A 22,083-nucleotide genomic window follows, 5' to 3' on the forward strand; every position below is an offset into this window, starting at 1 on the left:
GTTTGGGCATTGAGTGTGTGCATTGTAGATCAATGGCGGCGCTTCTATAGTCGGTCAACCACAACTACAAGGAATGCACGCATGAGTATGCCCGCCGTACTGCAAGGCAATCTGAGCCTGCCGGTCATCTGTTCGCCGCTGTTTATCATCTCCAACCCGGACCTGGTTATTGCCCAGTGCAAGGCCGGTGTTGTCGGCTCGTTTCCGGCCCTCAACGCGCGCCCGGCCGAAGTGCTGGACGAATGGCTGCAACGCATTACCACCGAGCTGGCGGACTACAAGGCGGCAAACCCGGATGCTGTGGTGGCGCCGTTTGCGGTCAACCAGATCGTGCACAGCAGCAACGACCGTCTGCAGCACGACGTCGAGCTGTGCGTGAAGTACAAGGTGCCGATCATCATCACCAGCCTGCGCGCACCCAATGAAGTGGTTGGCCCGATTCACAGCTATGGTGGCCTGGTGTTCCATGACGTGATCAACGTCAAGCACGCCAAAAAGGCTATCGAAGCCGATGTCGATGGCCTGATCCTGGTGTGCGCTGGCGCCGGAGGGCATGCCGGTCAGCTCAGCCCGTTCGCGCTGGTGTCGGAAATTCGCGCTTTTTACGACGGCCCGATCATTCTTTCTGGCTCGATTACCAAGGGTGAGCAGATCCTTGCTGCGCAGGCGATGGGCGCGGATCTGGCCTATATGGGCACGCGCTTTATTGCCACCCATGAAGCTAACGCCGATGCGGCTTACAAGCAGATGTTGGTCGATACGACGGCTGACGACATCGTTTACAGCAACCTGTTTACCGGCGTGCACGGCAATTATCTGAAACCGAGCATTGTCAATTCCGGCATGGACCCGGACAACCTGCCCGAAGGCGACAAGAGCAGCATGAAGTTCGGTTCCGGTGGCAGCAGCAAGACCAAGGCTTGGCGCGATATCTGGGGCGCAGGTCAGGGCGTTGGCAGCATTGGCGCGGTCACCTCGACAGCGGAAGCGGTCAGCACGCTGGAGCGCGAGTACCACGAGGCACAGGAGCGCATGGCGCGTATTACCCAACCCTTTGGAGCGCGCTGATATGACGGCCGAGCTGGTTTGCGGCGAGCTGCAGCGCAGCGGTGACGAGCTGGAGCTACGCGCGCAGCGTCTGGCTGGTGGTCTTGCGCGCATGGGGGTGGAGGATGGAGACGTCATCGCCGTGATGCTGCGCAATGGCCCGGTGTTTATCGACGCTATTCAGAGCTGTCAGACCGCGGGATGCTACTACTGTCCGATCAACTGGCACTTCAAGAGCGACGAGGTGGCTTATTTGCTGAACGACTCGGCGGCCAAGGTGCTGCTTGTCGAGGCTGATCTGCTGGCGACGCTTGACGGTGCCATTCCGGCGGGTGTGCATGTGCTGGTAGTTGGTGGCGGGGCAGAGGATGCACGCGACTACGAGCGCTGGCTGGCGCAGCAGGCACCCTATGACGGTCCCGAGCGTACGCCGCGAGCTCACATGGCGTACACCTCCGGCACCACCGGGCGCCCCAAGGGGGTCGTGCGGCTGGCGCCGCCGCCAGAGGCGCGCGCGCAGATGGCCGAGCATATGCGCGAGCTGTGCCGGATTGCCTGGGGCATAACCCCCGGCACGCGCGCTCTGGTGACCGCGCCGCTGTATCACAGCGCGCCAACCTCCTATGCCCAGCAGGCGATCCAGCAGGCCGAAACACTGGTGGTCATGCCGCGCTTCGACGCCGAGCAGACGCTGGCGCTGATCGAACAGCACCGGATCGAAACCGTTTATCTGGTGCCGATCATGTACGTCCGGCTGTTGCGTCTGCCGGCTGAGGTGCGGGCCAAGTACGATATTTCGTCCGTGCGCTTTGTTGCCTCGACCGGCGCGCCCTGCGCTCCGGACGTTAAGCAGGCGATGCTCGACTGGTGGGGCGACGTGATTTTTGAAACCTACGCCTCCAGTGAGACCGGCATGATCACCCTGCAAGACCCCCAGTCGGCCCGGCGCAAGCCGGGTAGCGTAGGGCGACCGATCGGTGATACGCGGATCCGTATCGTTGCTGAGGATGGCAAGGTGTGCGGTGTCGGTGAGCCCGGCGTGATCTACGTGCGTCAGCCGCTGGTGCCGGATTTTACCTACCTGAACAACGACGCGGCTCGTAGCAAGGCCGGACTCGACGACCTGGCAACCGTTGGTGATATCGGCTACCTCGATGCCGACGGCTACCTCTATGTCTGTGACCGCCAGTCCGACATGGTGATCTCCGGTGGTGTGAACATCTATCCGGCGGAAATTGAACACGTGCTGATCACCTTGCCCGGTGTGCGCGACTGCGCGGTATTCGGTATGCCGGACGCCGAGTATGGCGAGTCTTTGATGGCGGTGGTCGCCGTCTCCGACCCGGATCTGGATGAAGCTGCCGTTCAGGCGTTTATCCGCAGCAACATGGCCGGTTACAAGGTTCCCCGGCGCGTCGAGCTGGTGGATGTGCTGCCCCGTGACGACAACGGCAAGGTGGCCAAGCGCAGGTTGCGTGATAGCTATCTGAGCGCCAGCGCCTGAACACGGTGTTTCCATTTAGGCTCTGCTGCTGTTTCAGCCTGCCCGGCTTGGTGATCAGGCAGCCTCTCTGGTCCGGCGCCGGGCGGCTGAAACGCTGGCAGCCCGGTCGGGTGCGACAATGTGGTAGTTGAAATGTAATGACACATTTCATCCGCGGCCTACAAAAGGTAAGATGTAGGCCGTTTTTTATTCGCCTGGGAAAACCTGCATGCACTGTCCATTCTGTGGCGCACATGACACCAAGGTGATCGACTCTCGTCTTGTGGCTGAGGGCGATCAGGTACGTCGGCGCCGCGAATGTCTGGCCTGCCAGGAGCGCTTCACCACCTTTGAGACCGCCGAGCTGGTCTTGCCCCGTGTCATCAAGCAGGACGGCCGTCGCCAGCCCTTTGATGAAGACAAGCTGCGTGCCGGTTTCCAGCGCGCGTTGGAAAAGCGTCCGGTGAGCGTCGAACAGATCGAGGCCGCGATCGGTCATATCAAGCACCGCTTGCGGGCGACCGGCGAGCGTGAGGTCAAGGCCCTGGCTGTCGGTGAGATGGTCATGCGCGAGCTCAAACAGCTCGACGAGGTGGCCTATATCCGATTTGCGTCTGTTTACCGCCGCTTCCAGGACCTCAATCAGTTCCGCGAAGAGATCGAGCGGCTTGCGCGCCGCGATCAGGATGAAACGGATGCCTGATTGGAGCACGGCTGACCGGGAGTGGATGAGTCGAGCATTGATGCTCGCTGAGCGGGGTGTCTTTACCACCGAACCCAATCCGCGCGTTGGTTGTGTCCTGGTCGCAGACGATCAGGTTGTCGGCGAAGGCTGGCACGTACGTGCCGGCGAAGGCCACGCTGAAGTCAACGCGCTGGCGCAGGCCGGCGACCGGGCGCGCGGCGCCACTGCCTACGTTACCCTCGAACCCTGCAGTCATTTTGGTCGCACGCCACCCTGCGCCGAGGCGTTGGTCAAGGCAGGTGTCCGCCGCGTGGTTGCGGCCATGCAGGACCCGAATCCCCTGGTTGCCGGTAACGGCCTGAATCGGCTGCGCGAGGCGGGTATCGAGGTCAGTTGCGGCCTGCTTGAGGCACAGGCTCAGGCGGTCAACCCCGGGTTTATCAAGCGTATGCAGCAAGGCCTGCCGTGGGTGCGGGTGAAGCTGGCGATGAGCCTTGATGGTCGTACCGCCATGGCCAGCGGTGAGAGCAAGTGGATTACCGGGCCCGCAGCCCGTGCCGATGTGCAGCGCCTGCGCGCGCGTAGTGGGGCGGTTGTCAGCGGTGCCGACAGCGTGCTGCTGGATGATTCTGCGCTGACCGTACGTGCTTCCGAATTGGGGTTGCCCGAAGACGAAGCCGCGTCAGCAGCCGCGCGTCAGCCGCTGCGCGTGTTGATCGACAGTCTGCGCCGGGTGCCGCTGGATCAGCGTTTTTTCCGAGAAACGGGGCCGACATTGGTCATAAGTACCAGTGCAGAACAGGCCGCCGATGATTATCGTGCTGCTGGCAGTGAGCTGCTGGCGGTCCCCGGTGCAGACGGCAAAGTCGATCTGCACGCGGTGCTGCAGACCCTCGCCGGGCGAGGCTGCAATGAGGTGCTGGTGGAAGCTGGCGCCGGCCTGTCTGGTGCCTTCTGGCGCGCCGGGCTGGTTGATGAACTGATTGTGTATATGGCGCCGCGTCTGCTCGGAAGTCAGGCGCGGCCGTTGATGCAATTGCCCTTCGAAAGCATGAGTGAGGCGATGGACGTAGACATCGTCGACATGCGCGCAATAGGCCAGGACTGGCGCATCACAGCACGACCGATTTTCCCTTCCTGAGAGTGTAAGACAATGCAAAGTAGTGTGCAGATACTGCTGTGGATAATGGCGGTAGTGGCCTTTTTGGGGGTCGTGCTGGAAGAAGTCATTCACGTCAACAAGGCCAAGGTGGTGCTGCTGTTCGGGGCACTTTCCTGGCTGGTGCTGTTTATCGCGGCGCCGAGCGATGCGGTACGGGAGCATGTGCAGGAGGCACTCAACGAGAACATCACCGATATCGCCAGCCTCTGGCTGTTCCTGCTGGCAACCATGACCTTCGTCGCCTATCTCAACAAGAAGGGGCTGATCGAAAACGTTATCTATCGCATCCTTCCCGGGCGGATTACCGAGCGCAAGTTGCTGTTTCTGACCGGCGCATTCTGTTTTGTCTTTTCCTCCATCGCCGATAACATCACCGCCACCCTGGTGTCGGTGGCGTTGGTATTGAGCCTCAATCTGGAGCTGCGCAAGATGCTTCGCTTCGCCACGTTGGTGGTGTTTGCGGTCAACTCCGGCGGTGTCGCGATGATCACGGGTGACGTGACCACCCTGATGATCTTTATGGCTGACAAGGTCGAGATCACCAACTTGCTGCTGCTCAGTGCGCCGGCACTGATAGCGGTGCTGCTGCTGGCCGGGTTGCTGTCGATCGGTATGAGCAACGAAGTGATCATCGAGAAGAACCAGTTGCACGAGTTGCGTGGGGTGGATCAGGTCATCGGCGGGCTGTTCCTGCTGACCATTGTCTCCACCATTCTGCTCAGCCTGTTCTTTGCTATTCCGCCGGTGCTGACCTTCCTGACCGGCCTGGCGCTGATGTTTTTGATTGCACGGTTCTTCAACGAAGACATCGATGCGGACCCGATTCTGGAGTACATCCGCGTTATCGAGTTCGAGACGCTGCTGTTCTTCCTTGGCGTGCTGCTGCTGGTTGGCATGCTTCAGTACATTGGCACCCTGCAGAACCTGACCGCGCTGTATGACGTTATGCCGACCCTGCTGGCCAACTTCCTGATGGGTATGCTGTCGGCCTTGATTGATAACGTACCGCTGACCGCTGCGCTGCTGAAAGCTGACCTGCATATGAACGTCGCCGAGTGGATGGGGCTGACCTACGCTGTCGGTGTGGGCGGTTCCCTGCTTATAATTGGCTCCGCTGCCGGCATCGTCGCCATGAGCAAGATGCCCGGCCTGACATTCATGACCTACCTGCGCAGCTTTGGCTTGTTGCTGATGGCCTTTGCCTTCGGCTTCATCGCTGTCTACGGTCTGGGTCTGCTGGTTTCCTGACCGGCATAGGCGAAAGCGAGGCAATTCATGTTTACCGGCATTATCGAAGCGGTTGGTCAGATTCAGAGCATGCAGCCCAAGGGCGGCGACGTACGTCTGTATGTGCGCACCGGCAAGCTGGATCTCGGGGACGTCAAACTGGGCGACAGCATTGCAGTCAACGGTGTCTGCCTGACTGCCGTCGAATTGCCGGGTGACGGCTTCTGGGCTGACGTCAGCCAGGAGACTATTCGCCGCACCGCGCTTGCCGCCCTCAAGCCCGGTAGCCGGGTCAATCTGGAAAAGGCGCTGACACCGACTACCCGGCTAGGTGGTCACCTGGTCAGCGGTCATGTCGATGGCGTCGGCAAGGTGCTGTCGCTGCAGCAGGACGCTCGCTCATGGCACTTCCGCGTGGAAGCCCCGGCCGAGCTGGCCAAGTACATTGCCCACAAAGGCTCTATTACTGTTGACGGCACCAGCCTGACCGTCAACGCGGTGGAAGGCGCGGTCTTCCATCTCAACATCGTTCCGCACACCCTGCAGGAAACCGTCATGGGCGATTACCAGCCCGGCACCACCGTCAATCTGGAAGTGGATCTGATCGCCCGTTATCTGGAGCGTCTGCTGTTGGGCGAAAAAGCCGCCGAGCCGACATCTACTGGCATCAGCATGGCCTTTCTGGCGGAAAACGGGTTCCTCAAGTCTTGATATAACCAGCCCTTGGAGGGCCGGATGAAACTGAACAGCATTGAAGAACTGATCGACGATATTCGCGCTGGCAAGATGGTCATCCTGATGGATGACGAAGACCGCGAGAATGAAGGCGACCTGATCATGGCCGCCGAGGTCTGCCAGGCCGAGCACATCAACTTCATGGCGCGCTACGGCCGGGGTCTGATCTGCATGCCGATGAGCCTGGAGCGCTGCGAGCGTTTGAAGCTGCCACTGATGGTGCAGCGCAACGGTTCCGGTTTCGGCACCAAGTTCACCGTCTCCATCGAGGCCGCTGTTGGTGTCAGCACCGGTATTTCTGCGGCTGATCGTGCGCGCACCGTACAGGCTGCCGCCGCACCTGAAGCGACTGCCGATGATATCGTCAGTCCCGGGCACATCTTCCCGCTGATGGCGCAGCCTGGTGGCGTGCTGGCGCGTGCCGGGCATACCGAGGCGTCCTGCGATCTGGCGCGCATGGCGGGTTTTGGCGAGTCTGCGGTGATCTGCGAGATCATGAACGACGATGGCAGCATGTCTCGTCGCCCTGAGCTGGAAGAATTCGCCAAACAGCACAACATCAAGATCGGCACCATTGCCGACCTGATCCACTACCGGCTGCTCAACGAGCGCACGGTCGAGCGGGCGGACGAGAAAGTGCTGAGCAGTGAGCTGGGCCAGTTTAATCTGGTTGCTTACCGCGACCGTACCGCCGACGTGGTGCATCTGGCGTTGACGCTGGGTGACATCGAGCCGGAAGAGCCGACCCTGGTTCGCGTCCACAACGTCGACCCGCTGCGTGACCTGTTTCTGGTACCGGAGGCTGGTCGCTGGAGCCTGCAGGAAGCGATGCGCCGGGTAGCGGCCGAAGGCCGTGGCGTGGTGCTGATGCTGGGTAATCAGGTCGACTCCGAAGCATTGCTGGAGCACGTCAGCAACCTGGGTACCGGCAAGTCGGCACCACGCCGTCCCTCGACCTATAATACCGTTGGTGCCGGTTCACAGATTCTGCGTGATCTGGGTGTGCGCAAGATGCGCCTGCTGTCGGCACCGATGAAGTTCAATGCCATATCCGGCTTTGACCTGGAAGTAGTAGAATACTTGCCCTGCGACTGACTAATTTTTTAGAAAACGTAGGCGAGGCAGCCAGCGCAAGGCAAAAACAGGCGAAGAAGCGGAGTTTACGAGTTGTAAATGAGCATTCTAAGCCTGTTTTTAACGCAGCGATGGCAACGCAGGTAGTTTTCTTCATTCATTTGATTTACGGCAGCGCCTGGCGCGTTGCCGGTTCTTTATACAGAGAGACTGTTCATGACTGCTATCCGTACCATCGAAGGTGATTTTGTAACTGGCCAAGGCCGCTATGCACTGGTCGTTGGCCGGTTCAACAGCTTTGTGGTGGAAAGCCTGGTCGAGGGCGCAGTTGACGCGCTCAAACGTCACGGCGTCAAGGAGTCAGACATCACCATCGTGCGTGTTCCCGGCGCTTTTGAAATTCCGCTGATGGTCAAGAAGGTTGCCGACCTGAAGCAGTACGACGCTATTGTTACCCTGGGCGCCGTTATTCGTGGCGGTACCCCGCACTTCGAATACGTTGCTGGCGAGTGCGTCAAAGGCGTGGGTGCGGTATCTCTGGAGTACGGCATCCCGGTTGCTTTCGGCGTACTGACCGTCGATAGCATCGAGCAGGCTATCGAGCGCTCCGGCACCAAGGCTGGCAACAAGGGCGCGGAAGCGGCCATGTCGGCCTACGAAATGGTCAGCGTGATCAAGCAGCTGGAGGCCTGATGGACGCTCAGCAGAGTTCTGGCGCTGCCGGTCGCCCCAAGGCGTCGGCCCGCCGCAAGGCGCGTAGCCTGGCGATGCAGGCCCTGTATTCCTGGCACATGGCTGATCTGCCGGTGTCGGATATTGAAGCGCAGTTTCGCACTGATAACGACTTCAGCAAGGTTGATAGCGCCTATTTCCACGAGTTGCTGACCGGCGTGCCGCGCAACCTCGGCGATATCGACGACGAGCTGAGCCGTGTGCTGGATCGCGACATCAAGGATGTCGATCCGGTCGAGCTGAGCGTGCTGCGCATCGGCGTATATGAACTGCTCAAGCGCATCGACGTACCCTACCGGGTGGTTATCAACGAGGCCATCGAGATGGCTAAGTCGTTTGGTGCGACTGACGGTCACAAGTACGTCAACGGCATTCTCGATAAGCTAGCGCCGCGTCTGCGTGCGGCCGAAGTCGGTGCTGCCCGCAAGGGGCGCTGATCGACCGGCCATGGCGCTGGACGAGTTTGAACTCATTGCCCGTTACTTTCGCACTGCGCGTCTGGAGCGGGCTGGCGAGGCCAGCGCTACCGTCCTCGGCATCGGTGACGATGCCGCGGTACTGCAGCCTGCTGCTGGGCAGCAACTGGTCGTTTCCACTGACACCCTGGTCGAGGGTGTGCACTTCCCTAAAGAGGGTCCCGCCGCAGAGTTGGGATACCGTGCTCTGGCGGTTGCGGTCAGCGATCTGGCGGCGATGGCCGCGTCTCCCCTTGGTTTTACTCTTGCGCTGACCTTGCCGCAGGCGACGCCCTGCTGGTTGCAGGCGTTTTCCAGCGGGCTAGCAGACGCGGCGCGTGACGCTGGGATCAATCTCATTGGTGGCGACACCACCCGTGGTCCGCTGAATATCGGTGTGACCGTGCTTGGTCAGGTACCCGCTGGCCAGGCGCTGACTAGGTCTGGCGCTCGCCCCGGCGACTTGCTCTGCGTTGGCGGCAACCTGGGCGATGGCGCTGCCGGCCTTGACGTCGTGCTGGGCAATCAGCTGCCAGTGGGATTGCCGATGGCAGCACAGGATTATCTGTACCAGCGTTTCTGGCGGCCTATGCCGCAGTTGGCGCTGGGGCAACGGCTACGGGGCGTTGCCAGCGCCGGACTGGATGTGTCTGACGGGCTGCTGGCCGACGCCGCGCATATCGCCTCAGCCAGCGGCGTGCGGCTGCTGATCAATGGGCCGCAGCTGCCGATGTCGGATGCGCTGCGCAGCTGGTCCGAACGGCAGCGGCTCGACTGGATGCTGCGCGGTGGCGACGATTACGTTTTGCTGTTCACCTTGCCGCGCGCTGCCCGCCGGTGGTTGGAGCAATGGCGTGCTGCCGGGCTTGCGGTGAGCGTGATCGGCGAGGTGCAGGGCGGCAAGGGGGTTCAGCTGGACCTCGGGCTTGGCCCGCAGAACGTCGACGGCCCGGCGGGATATCAACATTTCAGGAGCACGGATGACTGACGCGCGCGAGACCACGCCACCTTCGGTGTGGCGCAACCCGATCCATTTTCTGGCCTTTGGTTTCGGCAGCGGCGCGATTCGCCCTGCGCCGGGTACTTGGGGCACGCTGGCGGCATTGCCCTTTGTGTTGCTGTGGCAGCAACTGCCCTTAGGCGGCTACAGCCTGGTGATCGTACTGTCGACCCTGCTCGGCATCTGGCTGTGCCATCGGACCGCTGAAGACCTGGGCGTGCACGACCACGGTGGCATCGTCTGGGACGAGTTCGTCGGGCTGTGGATTGCGCTCTGGCTGGCGCCGACCGGCTGGCTCTGGTTGCTGGCCGGTTTTGTGTTATTCCGCCTGTTCGACATATGGAAGCCCTGGCCGATTCGCTGGGTTGATCGTCAGGTTGGCGGAGGGTTCGGCATCATGCTCGACGACATCATTGCGGGCTTTATGGCGTTGCTGGTGCTGTTGCTGGCTGAAACCCTGTTGGCTATGGTGTAAATCTCGCCGGCTGTCGCACAAAGGAAACTCCGCATGGGCCGTATCGCTTCTCTCTCTGCTGTACTGCTGGGCGTTGGACTGGCGGCGACCTCGCTGGTATCGGCGGCAACCCAGGTGCGGGTAGTCGGGCTGTTCGCCAACGCGGCAGTGGTTAATATCGATGGCCAGCGGCACATGCTGCGGGTGGGCAGGCCGCCGGTGAACGGGGTCGAGTTGATCGCCGCCGACAGCCGGACTGCAACCCTGAGAGTGGATGGTCAGACGCGCCAGTTCGGTCTGCAGCGTGAATATACCGAAGGGTTTGCCCAGGCCGAGCGGCAGCAGGTGAGCATCCCCCGCGGCGAGGGCGGGCACTATCGGATTACCGGCTCAATCAACGGCCAAGCCGTGGGCTTTATGGTCGACACCGGGGCGACCAGTGTTTCAATGAGTTCCGCCCAGGCGCGACGTCTCGGTATTGATTATCGAATGGATGGTACTCCGGTTCGGGCGGCGACGGCGTCGAGCGCAGTGGAAGGCTATCAGGTTAATCTGGCCCGGGTGAAAGTGGGCGACATTGAGTTGAGCAATGTGCAGGCATTGGTGCTGGAGGGCCGTTTCCCGCTCGAAGTGCTGCTGGGCATGAGCTGGTTGAGCCGTGTCCGTATGGATGAGCAGGACAACCTGCTGTTGCTCCAGCGCAAATACTGACTCCCTGGCGCTCAGATCAGGGCATTCACCACGGCTATCAAGGCGTCTTGCAGATCGCCCGCAGCCGCTTCAGCTGATAATATAGCGGCCCCTTTTTTGCAAAGGTCGTACAGGAGACCGGTGTGACTGTCACCTTTATTGCGTCATCCCAGCTGCCCACCAAGTGGGGCACGTTCACTATGCACGGCTTCCTGGAAGAAGCGACCGGCAAGGAGCATGTGGTGCTGACGATGGGCGATGTGTCCGATGGCGAGCCCGTGCTTGGCCGTCTGCACTCCGAATGTCTGACCGGCGACGCCCTGTTCAGCCTGCGCTGCGATTGTGGCTTCCAGCTGGAAGCGGCGCTCAAGGCCATTGCTGAGGAAGGTCGCGGCGCGCTGCTGTACCTGCGTCAGGAAGGTCGCGGCATTGGCCTGATGAACAAGATCCGCGCCTACCACCTGCAGGATGGTGGTGCCGATACCGTTGAAGCCAACGAACTGCTCGGCTTTGGTGCGGATCAGCGCGATTACGGCATCTGCAAGCCGATGCTCGATCATCTGGGCATCAAAAGCCTCAAGTTGCTGACCAATAACCCGCGCAAGGTCAAGGCCATGCAGGGCTTTGGCGTACTGGTCGCCGAACGTCTGCCGCTGCAATTCGGCAAGAACCCGCACAACACCAAGTATCTGGAAACCAAGGCCGGCAAGTTGGGCCATATGCTCGGTCAGCTGCATCAGGCAGAAGCCGAGGCTGAGTCTGGCGATGTTTGATCCCAAGCCCCATTGGCGCGCACTGCGCAGTGTCTGGCGGATGCTGAGTCTGGCCGTTCTGCTGCTGCCGATCCTGCTGGTTGTGGTGCTGGGCGACTGGACCGGCTTGTTTGACGAGGCTGCCGTCCCGCTGTTTGGCGTGGGCATGGCCAGTCTGATGCTGACCCTCTGGCGCTTCCGGCTCTACAAACGCGCTCTTATTCGCGCCGAAGGCTTGGGTGAGAGCCACGAGGCCGCCAGTGCTTGGGCAGTCTTGCACCGCAATCAGAGTCTGGGCCTGGCTGCCGCCGCGCTACCGGCGCTGATTGCGCTGGTGCATTACTTCTGCGTGGGTGAGGTCATCCCGCTGGTGCTGCTGATGATCGTCAGCCTTGGCGTTATGCTGCTGTATCGCCCGCCGGCTGCCTGGGTCGACTGAGTGCGCCAACTGCTGGCGCTGCTGCTGGCGCTATCGCTCAACGCACTTCCCGTTCAGGCTGCCGAGCGCATCGTCAGCCTGGCTCCTTTCCTGACCGACATGACCCTGCAGCTGGGCGCTGGTGCCCGGCTGGTCGGTGTACTGGATGATGGTCAGCTGCCTGCCGAGCTGAGCGACCGGCAAACCGTCGGCAGCTATCAGAGCCTCTCTGCCGAGCGGATCGTGTCCGTCCAGCCTGATCTGATCCTCGCCTGGACCTCAGGCAATCCCCCCGAACTGCTTGAGCGCCTTCGTGGCTGGGGCATTCGCGTCGAACAGTTCGACCCGCAACGGCTTGATGACATCGCCAGCATGACCCTGCAGCTCGGTGAACTGCTTGATCAGACAGCCGAAGCCCAAGCGCTGGAAGCCGACTTCCGCGCCCAGCTGGACCGGCTCCGCGCTGCACCCTCGGCAACCCGGCCCAAGGTCTTCCTGCAGCTCTGGGACAACCCGCTCTACACCGTCGCCGGTGACCAGCTATTGTCCGATGTCCTGACTCTGTGCGGTGCTGACAATGTCTTCGCCGACCTTGCCGGCCTCGCCCCGCAAGTCGGCCGCGAAGGTGTGCTGGCCGCCAACCCCGACATCATCATCGCGTTGGCCGATCAGGGCGTCACCGCCGAAGGCTGGCTTGACGACTGGCGTCGTTTTCCGCGAATGAGCGCGGTGCAGCACAACCGCCTCCATGTACTCGACAGTGACCTACTGGTCCGCCCGACCCCGGCGATTATTGGTGGGGTAGAGCAGTTGTGCGGGTTGGTGCGTTTCTAGACAGGGTTGTTCACCAGCCCTATTGCCTGCCAAGATGACCGCTACCTGTACAGGAGAGTTAGGCTATGGCAGCACAGATGGAGCCAACACGGTTGGCCGTGTTGATTGATGCCGACAACGCCAATCCGGCGATTGTTGAAGGGCTGCTGGCCGAGGTGGCCAAGTTGGGTGTGGCGAGCGTAAAGCGTATTTATGGCGACTGGACTACGCCGAGTCTGGGCAAGTGGAAAGCGTCGCTGCTGGAACACTCGATTCAGCCGATCCAGCAGTTTGCCTACACCTCCGGCAAGAACGCGACCGACAGCGCGATGATCATCGATGCCATAGACCTGCTGTACTCGGCGGACCTTGGCGGCTTCTGCATTGTTTCCAGCGACAGTGATTTCACCCGTCTGGCCGCGCGCCTGCGTGAGTCGGGCAAGGTGGTGTATGGCTTTGGTGAGCAGAAAACACCCAAGCCTTTTGTTGCCGCCTGCGACCGCTTTATCTACACCGAAATCTTTACCCAGCATCCGGAGAACGCCGAAACGGTTATTCAGCGTCGCTCTGCTCAGGAGCTGCGACAGGACGCCAAGCTCTGCACTCTGTTGCGTCAGGCAATCGAAGCGGCCTCCGACGATGATGGCTGGGCCAACCTCGGCCCGGTTGGCAGCCAGCTGGCCAAGCAGATGCCGGAATTTGACCCGCGCAACTATGGCTACAGCAAGTTCAGTGGGCTAGTGGAAGGTATTGGCCTGTTCACCCTGCGACGGGAAAACAACCTGCTGCTGGTCAAGGACCAGCGCCCGGGCAAGAAGGGCTGCCCCCAGCGGTTACCAGCTCCCGAATGGTATGCCGTGGGTGTCGATATAGTGCTGGGCGTTGGGGCTGGGTGGGCGGTAGAACTCGCCGTTGGATTCACCGTTGTAGGGGCCGACGGGGTTGATTTCGCCTTCCACTCGTCCTATTTCTAGTGGCTCCAGGCAAGTGCCCAAAAGCCAGAATTTCGCGATGCCGCCGGGCGCGACGCCGATGGCGATGAACTTTCGATATTGATACACATAATCGTTGTCGTACCGGCAGAAGACCCGCCTTTCAGCGCGCATTTCATCTCGGACCCACTGCGGTATGTCGATGGATGCCCGATAGGCTTCTGGTTCTGCGAGTGATTGCCAGCGTACAGTGATCTTTTCGGGCAAGTCTATTCCGGACATTGGAAAGCTTGAACCGGGGCCAGGGCGCTCTGGCCAGCCGCGTGGGTCGCCTTTGTTGTCCGGAGGTGTTCTTGTGGAGGCGATTCCGCCAAACACATCTTCGTACATCAAGTCATTCACATCCGTTAGGTCTACCTGCTCTACCCAGGCCTCCATATAGTCGGGAGCTCCCAAGCCTATGTACCAGGCGCGGTACGGTAGATCCGGCTTGGGCGGAAATACTTCAATTGGTTTGCTGTGCTGGCAACCGCCAAGGACTAGCGCTGTGAGTATGATCAGAGTGCGCACAATCATACTGGGTACCCTGTCTGTGGTTTATCTGGGTAGATGGCGCGGATAAAATCATGGCGCGGTTTGTTGGCCATAAAGCCTTTTACCGGCACCCAGTTGGCCGAGCTGTGGATATAGCGGCTATGCAGGAAGCGCTTTTCCTCGTCGCTTAGGTTCGGGTTGTGTCCGGCCATGCACGCGGAAAATACCTTATCTGCGATTGGACCAAGGTCTGACGGAATAGCGAAGCGCTTATCCGTGGCGTTTATCTGATTGAGCGGCACGCCAGAGCTTGACGCCTTGGCATGCATGACCTTGAGGGATACACGAGACAGCTCACCCCGGACGCTGCGGATAATCGACAGAGTCAGCAGCACTTTGGCGTTCGGGCGGCTACCAACCACTTCTTCATGTCGCTCAAAGTGCCCGTCGCCCGGTAGTCCACGTGTCCGGAAGCGCTCTTCCTCCTGCTGCCTGACCCGCCAGGCCCGGGAGCGAATCAGTTGCTGGCGCGCCGGGCCGTCCAATGGGTAGTGATTGCTGAGAAAGAAGACCGGTCTGCCGATCACCAAGCGCTCGTAGGACAGCGTTGGATAGCCGCCACCGAGGTTGGAATGGACGCCGGGTAGCACCAGTTCCTCATGGGCTTCGTCTACTCGGTTCAGGCTGAAGTTATGGCGGTGTTCATCGGCTGCGGTGAGATGCACCACCTTGCGGGCGCAGTCGGGTGGCAGGTATAGATTCACGCCTGGATTATAGTCGTCACCGACGCTGAGGTGTCCTTGAGCTGGGTCGCCGATGGCCGCGACAGTATCGAACAGGCCGATAAAGTTTATGCTGATGCACTCCTCAATGGAAAAGCCGCCAGCAAACACAGGGCTCTTGGTATCAAGGTTGTTTGTGAGTATGCCGTGATTGGCTTTCAGCACCTCATTTGCGAAGTGTCGAGCCGCGGCGGCGCCGCGACTGAAGCCGAAGATATCGAACTCGATTTTCTCAACACATATGGACGGGTTGTTAGTAGCCAGCACCTGTAGGCTCTCAACTATCCGTTCAGGACTCTGCTCAACCCGCTCAACAACCCCTGTCTCGCCTTGCCCAAATGCCATGCCCATGGTGGCGTCTTCCTCGCCTGCTTTGCTGCCAGCACCTTCAATGTAAACCTTCACTGCGGCTTGCTTGGCATTAGCTTGTAACTGCTGCCGCGAGTCGTCGCGGTACAACCGAAACAACAACGCCACATTACTCAACTCATTCCCGTAACTGTTATCCGGGCGTTGATCAAAAAAAACGTCACCGTTGCTGTCGTTATAACCGTGGGACTGGCAGAAGCGGGTGACGGCCTCCAGACCGTCGGGGCCGAGTTGGGCGAGGTCTTCGCGGCGGCATTGGGCGGTGAGCGAAGCATTGGGCAGGTTGTTGAGGGTGCCGTCGAAGAACATGCCGACGCGCAGGGTGATGCGTTGCTTCTGCGGCAGTTCGGTTTCTTCTTCCTCCTCTTCTTCCTCGCGCTCCAGCGGCACGGCGTTGCTGGCGCCGTGCTGCACTGGAACGTCAAAAAGCGCCCGCAGGGCGCGCACCAGGCCGGTGATGATCATGGCTTGAGCCGCGCGGCTATCGGCGCTGCCGGGTTGATTGCCAATAAGAACGGTCGGGGAGCCGGCGGTGATGGAGTCGCCGTGGGCGCCAACGCTACCGAGCACGGCGGTGGGGCGGCCGTTGATGAGCACGTTGCTGATCAACTGGCTGCTGAGCGGGCTGCCGCACTGGGTGATGTCACCCTGACGGGCAGCGGGCTTGCCGTTGATCAGTACGTCAGCGGCGCCGCTGATCAGGCGCTGGCTACCGTGGCCGGTCTGCGGGCATTGTGTGGGGTCGCCGAGTCGGGCGGCGGGTTTGCCGGACATGCCATTTCCCTTTGGCTGCAGGTGTTCCTGCGCTGATCCTGCGGGGGCGGTGGCGGGTTGGACAATCGACTATTGGGGGGAATGTGCGGTGCTTGGCATCTGCCGGTGCAATGCGTTGCCGGGGTGGCCGGCAACGCATTGCACCGGTCAGATCACGTCTTCCATAAACTCCAGCGCACCCTGCTGACGAATCACCCGGCGATGCTGGGCCCACAGCTCGGCCACGCGTTCGCGGTTGAGCTGCTGGCGGTCGAGCAGCACGCGGGTGTTCAGCTCGCCGACCGGTTGGCTGCTGGGCACCTTGCTGAACACAAACTGGTTGCTCACCAGCTCCAGGAAGGGGCCAGCCTTGCTGGTCGGCATGATGAAGATCAGCTGCAGGCCGAGGGTTTCGGTCAGGTAGGCGATAACTTCACGCGAACGGATTTCATCCATGTGCATGAAGGCTTCGTCGACGATCACCATACGCAGGTGGCTGTCGCCCTCGTTGAAGCGGAAGGCGCTGGTCACGGCGGCGGCGCGGATGATGTAAGCCGGGGTTTCCAGCTGACCACCGGAGCCGGTGCCGTATTCGCTCAGTCGGATCGGCGACTTGCCTTCCGGGTGCTTGAGGATGTCGTAGCGGCGGTAGCGACGGTAGTCGCTGATGCGCTCCAGTTCGCGCAGAGCCTGCTGTTCGTCGCCATCAAGCAGCAACGCCAGCAGCTGATCGCGCACCGCGGCCGAACGCTCGGACAGGGCGTCGTCGAACAGGCTGGTGCCGTCGCCCAGGTTCGGCATCTGGATCAGTTCGCGGAAGAAATCCCAGTAGGCCTTGTACTCGGGCAGCCAGTCCCAGTCGAACTGGAAGCGCTCGCGGTCGGCACCGAAGCGGTGGTGCTCCAGCTCCTTGTTCAGTTGCTCGAGCGTTCGACGGCCGTCGTTGATGGCCTGATGAATCTCGTGGCAAAGGTCGCTGACGAAGGTCGTGTTGAAGCTGTCGCGCAGGCTCGCGAGCTGTTCCTGCTTGGCCAGCAACACGTTGTTGCGCAGGCGGTTGTGCAGGTTGTCGAGCTGTTGATGCAGCGCGCCGACATGGCGGAAGAAGGCCAGGCTGTGCAGTTCCGCCGGGGTGTCGGCGAGTACCTGATCGGCGGGCTGGGCCTGCTCGTTGTAGTGCTCGATGGCGCGCTGCAGGTCGGCAACCTGACGGTGCAGGCTGCTGGTCAGCGCCTGGGCGTCGGCAATGAAGTCGAACTGGCCGCCACGCTGTTCGAGCATGGTGTCGAGCTGCTCCAGCCGCGCCTGCGGGTCGAGCCCCGGCACTTGGGCGGCAGCATCCAGAAGATACTGCTCGGCCTTGTCGCGGGCGTCGAGCAGGGCATCGCTCTGGTCGGCGAAGTGGGTAATGCGTTGGCCGATGCTGACCTGCTTCTCCTGCAGACGGCCAAGTTGCACGTCCAGCTCCTTGCCGTGCAGTTCCAGCTCGCGGTGGCGCAGGGTCACGCGCTGTTGTTCGGATTCCAGATCGTGGTGCGCGCCTAGGTCAAGCGCTTCCAGTTGCTGTTCGACTTCGCGCAGCTGGCGCTGGCTGTCGAGCAGCTCGCTGGCGCGGGCGGCGTAGTCGAGCGGCGCGATCTGACCTAATTGACGGGCCAGTTCGCGCAGGGCTTCCAGTTCGCGGCGCAGTTGATGCTGCTGCAGATCCAGATCGTGCAGGCGCTGCTCCTGCGCGCGCAGGTTGCGTTCGCGGGCGGCGGCGCCGAATACCAGCTGGCTGTCGTCGATGTCGCAGCGAAACAGCGCGTAGTTGCCCGAGCCCATACCGTCGCGGGTGATGCCGCGGCGGGTTTGGCGCAGGGCACCGGCGTCGGCAACCCGGGCCACGGTGGCGTATGACGCCTGCAGGTAGTATTCGGCGACGCGATGGCTGAAGCGCATGACCTGCAGGATCGAGTCGTTCGGCAGGCTGATGCGTTCGGCGTCCTGCTTGGCCTTGCTGCCCTGAATCACCCGCGCGCGGTTGCGCTCGCGGCTGTTCATCTGGCGTACGATGCGGATCGCTTCGGCTTCATATTCGGGCTCGACCAGAATGGCGTAGCGGCTGCCGCCGATGTAGCCCTCGATCGCCATCTGCCAATCCGGGTCGAGTACCTCGACGTGGTCGCAGAGTACCCGCGGATCGGCCTGCGGGCATTGTTTGCGGATCGCCAGCAGCGCTTCCTCGACATACGCCGGATACGTCACACGGCTGCTCTGCAGGGTGCTGATCTGGTGGCGAATCTGGCTGACCTGGCGATCAAGATTGTTCAGCGCGCTGGTGCGTTCCTGCACCAGCCGGTCGACCCGCTGCAGCAGGCTGGCGCCTTCACTGTCCTGCTCGCGCAGGCGCTCAGCCAGCTGGTTGTGTGCGCGCTGCTGACTGCGAATGGCATCCAGACCGGCGTCCAGCGGGGTCAGGTCGATCCAGTCGCGGGCCAGCAGTTGATTGAGGTCGGCAACCGGCTCGCGCTCGGCGGCCAGCACTGCGGCGCTGGCCTCGCGCCAGCCACGGCTGGCCAGCTGTGGAATGGCCTGACTCAGGCTGTGCTGGGCCAGCAGCGCACCGGCGGATTGCAGCGCCACCAGGTTACGGTCGCGCTGATGGGCCTGGGTCAGCAGGCCGGGTACGGCGCTGCGCAGTTGCTCGCTCAGCTGGCGCTGGCGCTGCTCCAGTTGGTCCTTGTTCTGCAGCGCCGGAATGCCCTGACGGCGGGCTTCCAGTTGCACCAGTTCGTGGTGGGCCTGGGCCAGGCGCTCGGTGGTCAGGCGCTGGTCTTCCTGCAGCGCTTCGAGCTGACTGGCGAGCTGTTGCTGTTCTTGTTTGGCCGCCAGATAGCCCTGCTGGTTGTTCTGCCAGGCTTGCGCGGCGGCGGCGTACTCCAGCCCGGTGCGCTCCAGCCAGCTGTCCAGATACTGCGTGGTCTGGCTGGTGGTCAGCGACAGCAGCTCAACCGCCTGACGCACGCGCGCCGCTTCCTGCTCCATGCCATGCACGGTGCGCAGCAGCTCGCGGATGCGCTTGATGGTGTCGCCAAACTCGCGCGGCTCCAGCACTTCCTCGGCGACAAACTGGTCGATGGATTTAACCGGTTTGTAGGCCATGAAGTTGGCAAAGGTGCGCGCGGCGTTCTTCGCTTCGCGGGTCGACAGCGCATCGCGGCGGCCGCGCAGGGCGGCGTACAGGCGGGCCAGGTAGGCGCTCTTGCGGTCGTAGACTTCGATCTGCTGGGCGCTGAACTGCTTGCGCAGCAGGCCCGGCAGCTCGGTCACGGCGATCACGTGGCGGCCGTCATCCTGCTCGCGCAGAAAGTGCGACAGCGACAGCATCTCGCCGGGGATGATCATCAGCAGCAGTTCGTCCTGCCGTGCCTGCCGGCTGCTGCCGGCGGCGTCGAGATGGGCGCGTACGCCGATCACCGCGGTAAAGGGTTCGGCGGTCTCGCCACGGGTCGGATGGAACACCCCGGCGATGTAGCCGTCGGTGTCCCAGGGTCGGGCGTAGGCGCCATCGTCACAGCCGAGCACGTAGGAGGCGAGGGTGCGCACCTGCTTGCCGCCACGGCCACGCTGGGTGGTTTCGTCCTGTCCCGGGTTGTAGTTGAACAGGTTGTCGTGGGCGGCGGTCATCAGCGTCTGCAGGGCATCCGCTGCGGTGGTCTTGCCGGAGCCGTTGCCGCCGGAGAACAGGTTGACCGGGCCGTATTCCAGTTCTTCGACCGGCAGGTTGCCCCAGTTGACGGTAATCGAACGCTTCAGATACATCAGTTGTTCTCCTCGGCGGACGGCTGGTCTTCGCTGTTTTCAATCTCGGGGCTGGCGAGCTGGGCCAGCGCGCTGTCGGTCACCAGGCTGATGATGCCCGGGCGGATGGTCAGCCAGGCTTCGCCGCTGTCCAGTTCGGCATCGCTGGGGCTGCGGATCAGCCGCAGCTGGCGCAGGCGGCGCAGCAGGTTGCGGCGCTCGCTCTGCTGTTCCGGCAGTGAACGGCCGAGCAGGTTGCGACTGCTCAGGTTGAGCGCTTCGAGCGACAGCATGACCTGACCAAACTCGTCGACCTGACCTTCGCGCAGGGCCTTGTCGTACTCGGCGCGCAGCACCAGAATCAGCGCCACTTCCTGCTGGTTCAGGCGCTCGCGCAGGCCGCTGCCGAAGCTGTTGTCGGCGTCGACCAGGCCGGGCACTTCCGCGCCCGGCGGGAACACCCGGACCAGATTGAAGCGCGGCTCGTGCAGCACGCGGATGCGCAGCACCGAGAGATAGTCCTCGACCAGTTCGGCGGCCTGCAGGTAGCGGTCGTAGAGCTCGGCCTCGCGGTTGCTTTCGTCGCGGCAGAGCACGCCGCGGTCGAGCAGGCGGATCATCAGCTCGGAAAAGTCCTCGGCACTCAGGCCGCGTTCGTTGAGGTGGTGGTCCAGCGCGTCACGCATGTTCGTCATGTTCCAGATCGATGATGAAGCCGTCACGGCGATCAAAATAGGTTTCGTTGCTGATGGTCTCGCCGCTGGGCTCGATGCGCACGCGCAGGCCGCTGGCGGCGTGCTCGGCGCTGGCCAGCGCGATCACATGGCTGAGCGCGAGCAGGTCGTTGGCGCTGTTGACCGGCAGGTCGCGGGTGTTGAGCTGGCTGCCGTTGCCGAGGGCGGCGCGCAGGTAGGTGCGCAGGCCACTGGCGTTGACGTTGAAGGCCTTGTCGAGCAACTGATTGACTGCCAGCGTGCGCAAGGTGTCGCCTTCCGGCGCGTCGAGGGTTTCCATCAGGCTGTGCACCGGCGGGCGCTCGCGGCGTTCGCGCAGCTTCACCTGGCCGGGATCGACCAGCGCCAGATTGACCACCGCCATCTCTTCACCTGCAGCGCTCAGACGTTTGGCCTGCTCTTCGGCGGGCAGGGCGGACAGCTCGCGGCACAGGCCGACGATGTCGCTGTGCTTCTGGCTGTGCAGGTAGCTGAGCTGACGGATGATGATATCGGCGCGCTGGGTGAAGCTCTGCAGGGTGCGGCGAAGGGCTGGCAGCATGATGTCGGCGGCGTTGCGCAGGCAGCCTTCGATGCCGTCCAGCAACTGCCAGAGAATCGAGCTGCGCTCGTCAACGAGAAGGTCCGGCGCCAGGCGGCGCAGCTCGCGCTCGGCCTCGGCCTTCCACTCGCGTGGCTTGCGGCGAATACGGGCGATCACATCCTGAATGCGCTCGCGGTGTTTTTCGACGCTGTCGGCCGACAGGCGCACTGCCAGATCGGGCTGGAAGCGCCGCTCCATAAAGTCGAAAAACTGATCGCTGGCCTGCTGCACCAGTTGCTGCGCTTCGACCTCGCGTACCAGCTGGCGCTTGCGCTCTTCCAGCTCCGCGATGATGTCGGTGAAGTCGGCAATGATCCGCTCGGCGTATTCGTGGGCATCGAGCAGGTCATACACCTCGCCGTGCTCGGCAAACGCCGACAGCGCGTTGAGGGTGTTGCGGGTGTTGCGGTGGCGGGTACGGGTGTTGTGCCCGTGCGCCTCGGCCAGCGACTGGGCAAACAGCCGGCCCATGCGGCTGAAAGGGTAGGTTGATTGGAAGGTGGCCTGATCCACCTGACGTTCCAGCCAGCCGTTTTCAATCAGGCTGGTGAGAATCCAGCTGGCCTGCTCGCGGTTGCTCTTGAAGCGGCTGGCGTCTTCGTCGTCGCTTTCCAGCAGCGGCGCGCGTTCCAGCGCTTCACTGAAGATATCCAGTACTTGTTCGCGCTTGAGTGATTCGCCGTAATCGGCCCGGGCGCTGTACAGCCGCTCGTGCAGCAGGCGCAGGCACTCGACAATCTGTTCGCGGTATTTGCTGGTGAGCGGGCGGAAGAACTGCAGTCGCTCGTTGGTAAAAAACATAGGGCGTCGAATTCCGGTTCGGACAAGGACGCATTATGCCTGATCAGCAGGGCCGGGCGGCAAGTTGGAGCGACGGGCTGTGCTG

Annotated in this window: 20 protein-coding genes and 1 pseudogene; 16 read left to right on the top strand and 5 right to left on the bottom strand. The window is 62.0% G+C overall.

What is annotated here, in order from left to right; all coding sequences use genetic code 11:
• Window positions 1–81 precede the first annotated feature (81 nt).
• The 16 genes from C1949_RS16050 (at window position 82) to C1949_RS16125 (ending at window position 13,701) form a co-directional block, all read left to right on the top strand.
• Window positions 82–1,068, top strand: coding sequence for an NAD(P)H-dependent flavin oxidoreductase (locus C1949_RS16050; protein ID WP_104739473.1), 987 nt, complete (start codon window positions 82–84; stop codon window positions 1,066–1,068).
• A gap of 1 nt (window position 1,069) precedes the next feature.
• Complete coding sequence (locus C1949_RS16055; RefSeq protein ID WP_104739515.1) at window positions 1,070–2,551, top strand: AMP-binding protein; 1,482 nt, start codon at window positions 1,070–1,072, stop codon at window positions 2,549–2,551.
• 208 nt (window positions 2,552–2,759) lie between these two features.
• Window positions 2,760–3,233, top strand: coding sequence for a transcriptional regulator NrdR (gene nrdR / locus C1949_RS16060; protein WP_104739474.1), 474 nt, complete (start codon window positions 2,760–2,762; stop codon window positions 3,231–3,233).
• Entirely contained in the window at window positions 3,226–4,356 is a 1,131-nt protein-coding gene (ribD, locus tag C1949_RS16065; RefSeq protein WP_229744476.1) for a bifunctional diaminohydroxyphosphoribosylaminopyrimidine deaminase/5-amino-6-(5-phosphoribosylamino)uracil reductase RibD, read from the top strand. Before nrdR ends, ribD begins: the two co-directional genes overlap by 8 nt.
• A 12-nt stretch (window positions 4,357–4,368) precedes the next feature.
• On the top strand, window positions 4,369–5,625 hold the full coding sequence (gene nhaD, locus C1949_RS16070; protein WP_104739475.1) for a sodium:proton antiporter NhaD: 1,257 nt from the start codon (window positions 4,369–4,371) through the stop codon (window positions 5,623–5,625).
• Between the two features lie 27 nt (window positions 5,626–5,652).
• Entirely contained in the window at window positions 5,653–6,315 is a 663-nt protein-coding gene (locus tag C1949_RS16075; protein WP_104739476.1) for a riboflavin synthase, read from the top strand.
• Window positions 6,316–6,339: 24 nt separating this feature from the next.
• Entirely contained in the window at window positions 6,340–7,434 is a 1,095-nt protein-coding gene (ribBA, locus tag C1949_RS16080) for a bifunctional 3,4-dihydroxy-2-butanone-4-phosphate synthase/GTP cyclohydrolase II (RefSeq protein ID WP_104739477.1), read from the top strand.
• Window positions 7,435–7,629: 195 nt separating this feature from the next.
• Window positions 7,630–8,106 (top strand): 6,7-dimethyl-8-ribityllumazine synthase, encoded by a 477-nt coding sequence (gene ribH / locus C1949_RS16085; RefSeq protein WP_104739478.1) that lies wholly within the window; start codon window positions 7,630–7,632, stop codon window positions 8,104–8,106.
• Window positions 8,106–8,582 carry a transcription antitermination factor NusB gene (gene nusB, locus C1949_RS16090; RefSeq protein WP_104739479.1) on the top strand — a complete coding sequence of 159 codons (477 nt, stop codon included), beginning with the start codon at window positions 8,106–8,108 and terminating at the stop codon, window positions 8,580–8,582. The genes ribH and nusB overlap by 1 nt, the downstream gene beginning before the upstream one ends.
• Window positions 8,583–8,598: 16 nt before the next feature.
• Window positions 8,599–9,588, top strand: coding sequence for a thiamine-phosphate kinase (gene thiL, locus C1949_RS16095; RefSeq protein WP_170063098.1), 990 nt, complete (start codon window positions 8,599–8,601; stop codon window positions 9,586–9,588).
• Window positions 9,581–10,075, top strand: coding sequence for a phosphatidylglycerophosphatase A family protein (locus tag C1949_RS16100; protein WP_104739481.1), 495 nt, complete (start codon window positions 9,581–9,583; stop codon window positions 10,073–10,075). The genes thiL and C1949_RS16100 overlap by 8 nt, the downstream gene beginning before the upstream one ends.
• A gap of 33 nt (window positions 10,076–10,108) precedes the next feature.
• Complete coding sequence (locus C1949_RS16105; protein ID WP_104739482.1) at window positions 10,109–10,765, top strand: retropepsin-like aspartic protease family protein; 657 nt, start codon at window positions 10,109–10,111, stop codon at window positions 10,763–10,765.
• 122 nt (window positions 10,766–10,887) lie between these two features.
• Window positions 10,888–11,517 (top strand): GTP cyclohydrolase II, encoded by a 630-nt coding sequence (gene ribA, locus C1949_RS16110; RefSeq protein WP_104739483.1) that lies wholly within the window; start codon window positions 10,888–10,890, stop codon window positions 11,515–11,517.
• Window positions 11,510–11,935 carry an MFS transporter gene (locus C1949_RS16115; protein ID WP_104739484.1) on the top strand — a complete coding sequence of 142 codons (426 nt, stop codon included), beginning with the start codon at window positions 11,510–11,512 and terminating at the stop codon, window positions 11,933–11,935. The genes ribA and C1949_RS16115 overlap by 8 nt, the downstream gene beginning before the upstream one ends.
• A complete protein-coding gene (locus C1949_RS16120; protein ID WP_104739485.1) occupies window positions 11,936–12,748 on the top strand; it encodes a cobalamin-binding protein in 813 nt (270 codons plus the stop codon).
• A 65-nt stretch (window positions 12,749–12,813) separates the two neighbouring features.
• Window positions 12,814–13,701 (top strand): NYN domain-containing protein, encoded by an 888-nt coding sequence (locus tag C1949_RS16125; protein WP_308421314.1) that lies wholly within the window; start codon window positions 12,814–12,816, stop codon window positions 13,699–13,701.
• On the opposite strand, the pseudogene C1949_RS16130 reads toward C1949_RS16125, so the two are convergent.
• The 5 genes and pseudogenes from C1949_RS16130 to C1949_RS16150 all read right to left on the bottom strand — a co-directional run.
• Window positions 13,630–14,235 (bottom strand): annotated as a pseudogene (locus tag C1949_RS16130) (DUF2931 family protein); the annotation flags it as partial. The gene C1949_RS16125 and the pseudogene C1949_RS16130 overlap by 72 nt on opposite strands.
• Window positions 14,232–16,118, bottom strand: coding sequence for a PAAR domain-containing protein (locus tag C1949_RS16135; protein WP_104739486.1), 1,887 nt, complete (start codon window positions 16,116–16,118; stop codon window positions 14,232–14,234). The gene C1949_RS16135 and the pseudogene C1949_RS16130, both read right to left, overlap by 4 nt.
• Before the next feature lie 147 nt (window positions 16,119–16,265).
• Window positions 16,266–19,901 carry an ATP-binding protein gene (locus C1949_RS16140; RefSeq protein WP_104739487.1) on the bottom strand — a complete coding sequence of 1,212 codons (3,636 nt, stop codon included), beginning with the start codon at window positions 19,899–19,901 and terminating at the stop codon, window positions 16,266–16,268.
• The gene (locus C1949_RS16145) at window positions 19,901–20,566 is read right to left on the bottom strand and encodes a DUF4194 domain-containing protein (protein WP_104739488.1); all 666 of its coding nucleotides are present in this window, start codon (window positions 20,564–20,566) and stop codon (window positions 19,901–19,903) included. Before C1949_RS16145 ends, C1949_RS16140 begins: the two co-directional genes overlap by 1 nt.
• Window positions 20,559–21,998: a Wadjet anti-phage system protein JetA family protein gene (locus C1949_RS16150; RefSeq protein ID WP_104739489.1), complete on the bottom strand. Its 1,440-nt coding sequence runs from the start codon at window positions 21,996–21,998 to the stop codon at window positions 20,559–20,561. The genes C1949_RS16145 and C1949_RS16150 overlap by 8 nt, the downstream gene beginning before the upstream one ends.
• Window positions 21,999–22,083: the final 85 nt, after the last annotated feature.

The sequence above is a fragment of the Halopseudomonas oceani genome (assembly GCF_002903165.1).
GTDB classification, from domain to species: Bacteria; Pseudomonadota; Gammaproteobacteria; order Pseudomonadales; family Pseudomonadaceae; genus Halopseudomonas; species Halopseudomonas oceani.

Excerpts from the sequence above, each read along its gene's own strand:
- C1949_RS16150 (WP_104739489.1), bottom strand. The coding sequence starts at position 21,998 with ATGTTTTTTACCAACGAGCGACTGCAGTTCTTCCGCCCGCTCACCAGC.
- C1949_RS16115 (WP_104739484.1), top strand. The coding sequence starts at position 11,510 with ATGTTTGATCCCAAGCCCCATTGGCGCGCACTGCGCAGTGTCTGGCGG.
- C1949_RS16145 (WP_104739488.1), bottom strand. The coding sequence starts at position 20,566 with ATGCGTGACGCGCTGGACCACCACCTCAACGAACGCGGCCTGAGTGCC.
- C1949_RS16100 (WP_104739481.1), top strand. The coding sequence starts at position 9,581 with ATGACTGACGCGCGCGAGACCACGCCACCTTCGGTGTGGCGCAACCCG.
- C1949_RS16135 (WP_104739486.1), bottom strand. The coding sequence starts at position 16,118 with ATGTCCGGCAAACCCGCCGCCCGACTCGGCGACCCCACACAATGCCCG.
- C1949_RS16055 (WP_104739515.1), top strand. The coding sequence starts at position 1,070 with ATGACGGCCGAGCTGGTTTGCGGCGAGCTGCAGCGCAGCGGTGACGAG.
- nusB (WP_104739479.1), top strand. The coding sequence starts at position 8,106 with ATGGACGCTCAGCAGAGTTCTGGCGCTGCCGGTCGCCCCAAGGCGTCG.
- C1949_RS16105 (WP_104739482.1), top strand. The coding sequence starts at position 10,109 with ATGGGCCGTATCGCTTCTCTCTCTGCTGTACTGCTGGGCGTTGGACTG.
- ribD (WP_229744476.1), top strand. The coding sequence starts at position 3,226 with ATGCCTGATTGGAGCACGGCTGACCGGGAGTGGATGAGTCGAGCATTG.
- C1949_RS16075 (WP_104739476.1), top strand. The coding sequence starts at position 5,653 with ATGTTTACCGGCATTATCGAAGCGGTTGGTCAGATTCAGAGCATGCAG.
- nhaD (WP_104739475.1), top strand. The coding sequence starts at position 4,369 with ATGCAAAGTAGTGTGCAGATACTGCTGTGGATAATGGCGGTAGTGGCC.
- C1949_RS16140 (WP_104739487.1), bottom strand. The coding sequence starts at position 19,901 with ATGTATCTGAAGCGTTCGATTACCGTCAACTGGGGCAACCTGCCGGTC.
- ribBA (WP_104739477.1), top strand. The coding sequence starts at position 6,340 with ATGAAACTGAACAGCATTGAAGAACTGATCGACGATATTCGCGCTGGC.
- ribH (WP_104739478.1), top strand. The coding sequence starts at position 7,630 with ATGACTGCTATCCGTACCATCGAAGGTGATTTTGTAACTGGCCAAGGC.
- C1949_RS16050 (WP_104739473.1), top strand. The coding sequence starts at position 82 with ATGAGTATGCCCGCCGTACTGCAAGGCAATCTGAGCCTGCCGGTCATC.
- nrdR (WP_104739474.1), top strand. The coding sequence starts at position 2,760 with ATGCACTGTCCATTCTGTGGCGCACATGACACCAAGGTGATCGACTCT.
- C1949_RS16125 (WP_308421314.1), top strand. The coding sequence starts at position 12,814 with ATGGCAGCACAGATGGAGCCAACACGGTTGGCCGTGTTGATTGATGCC.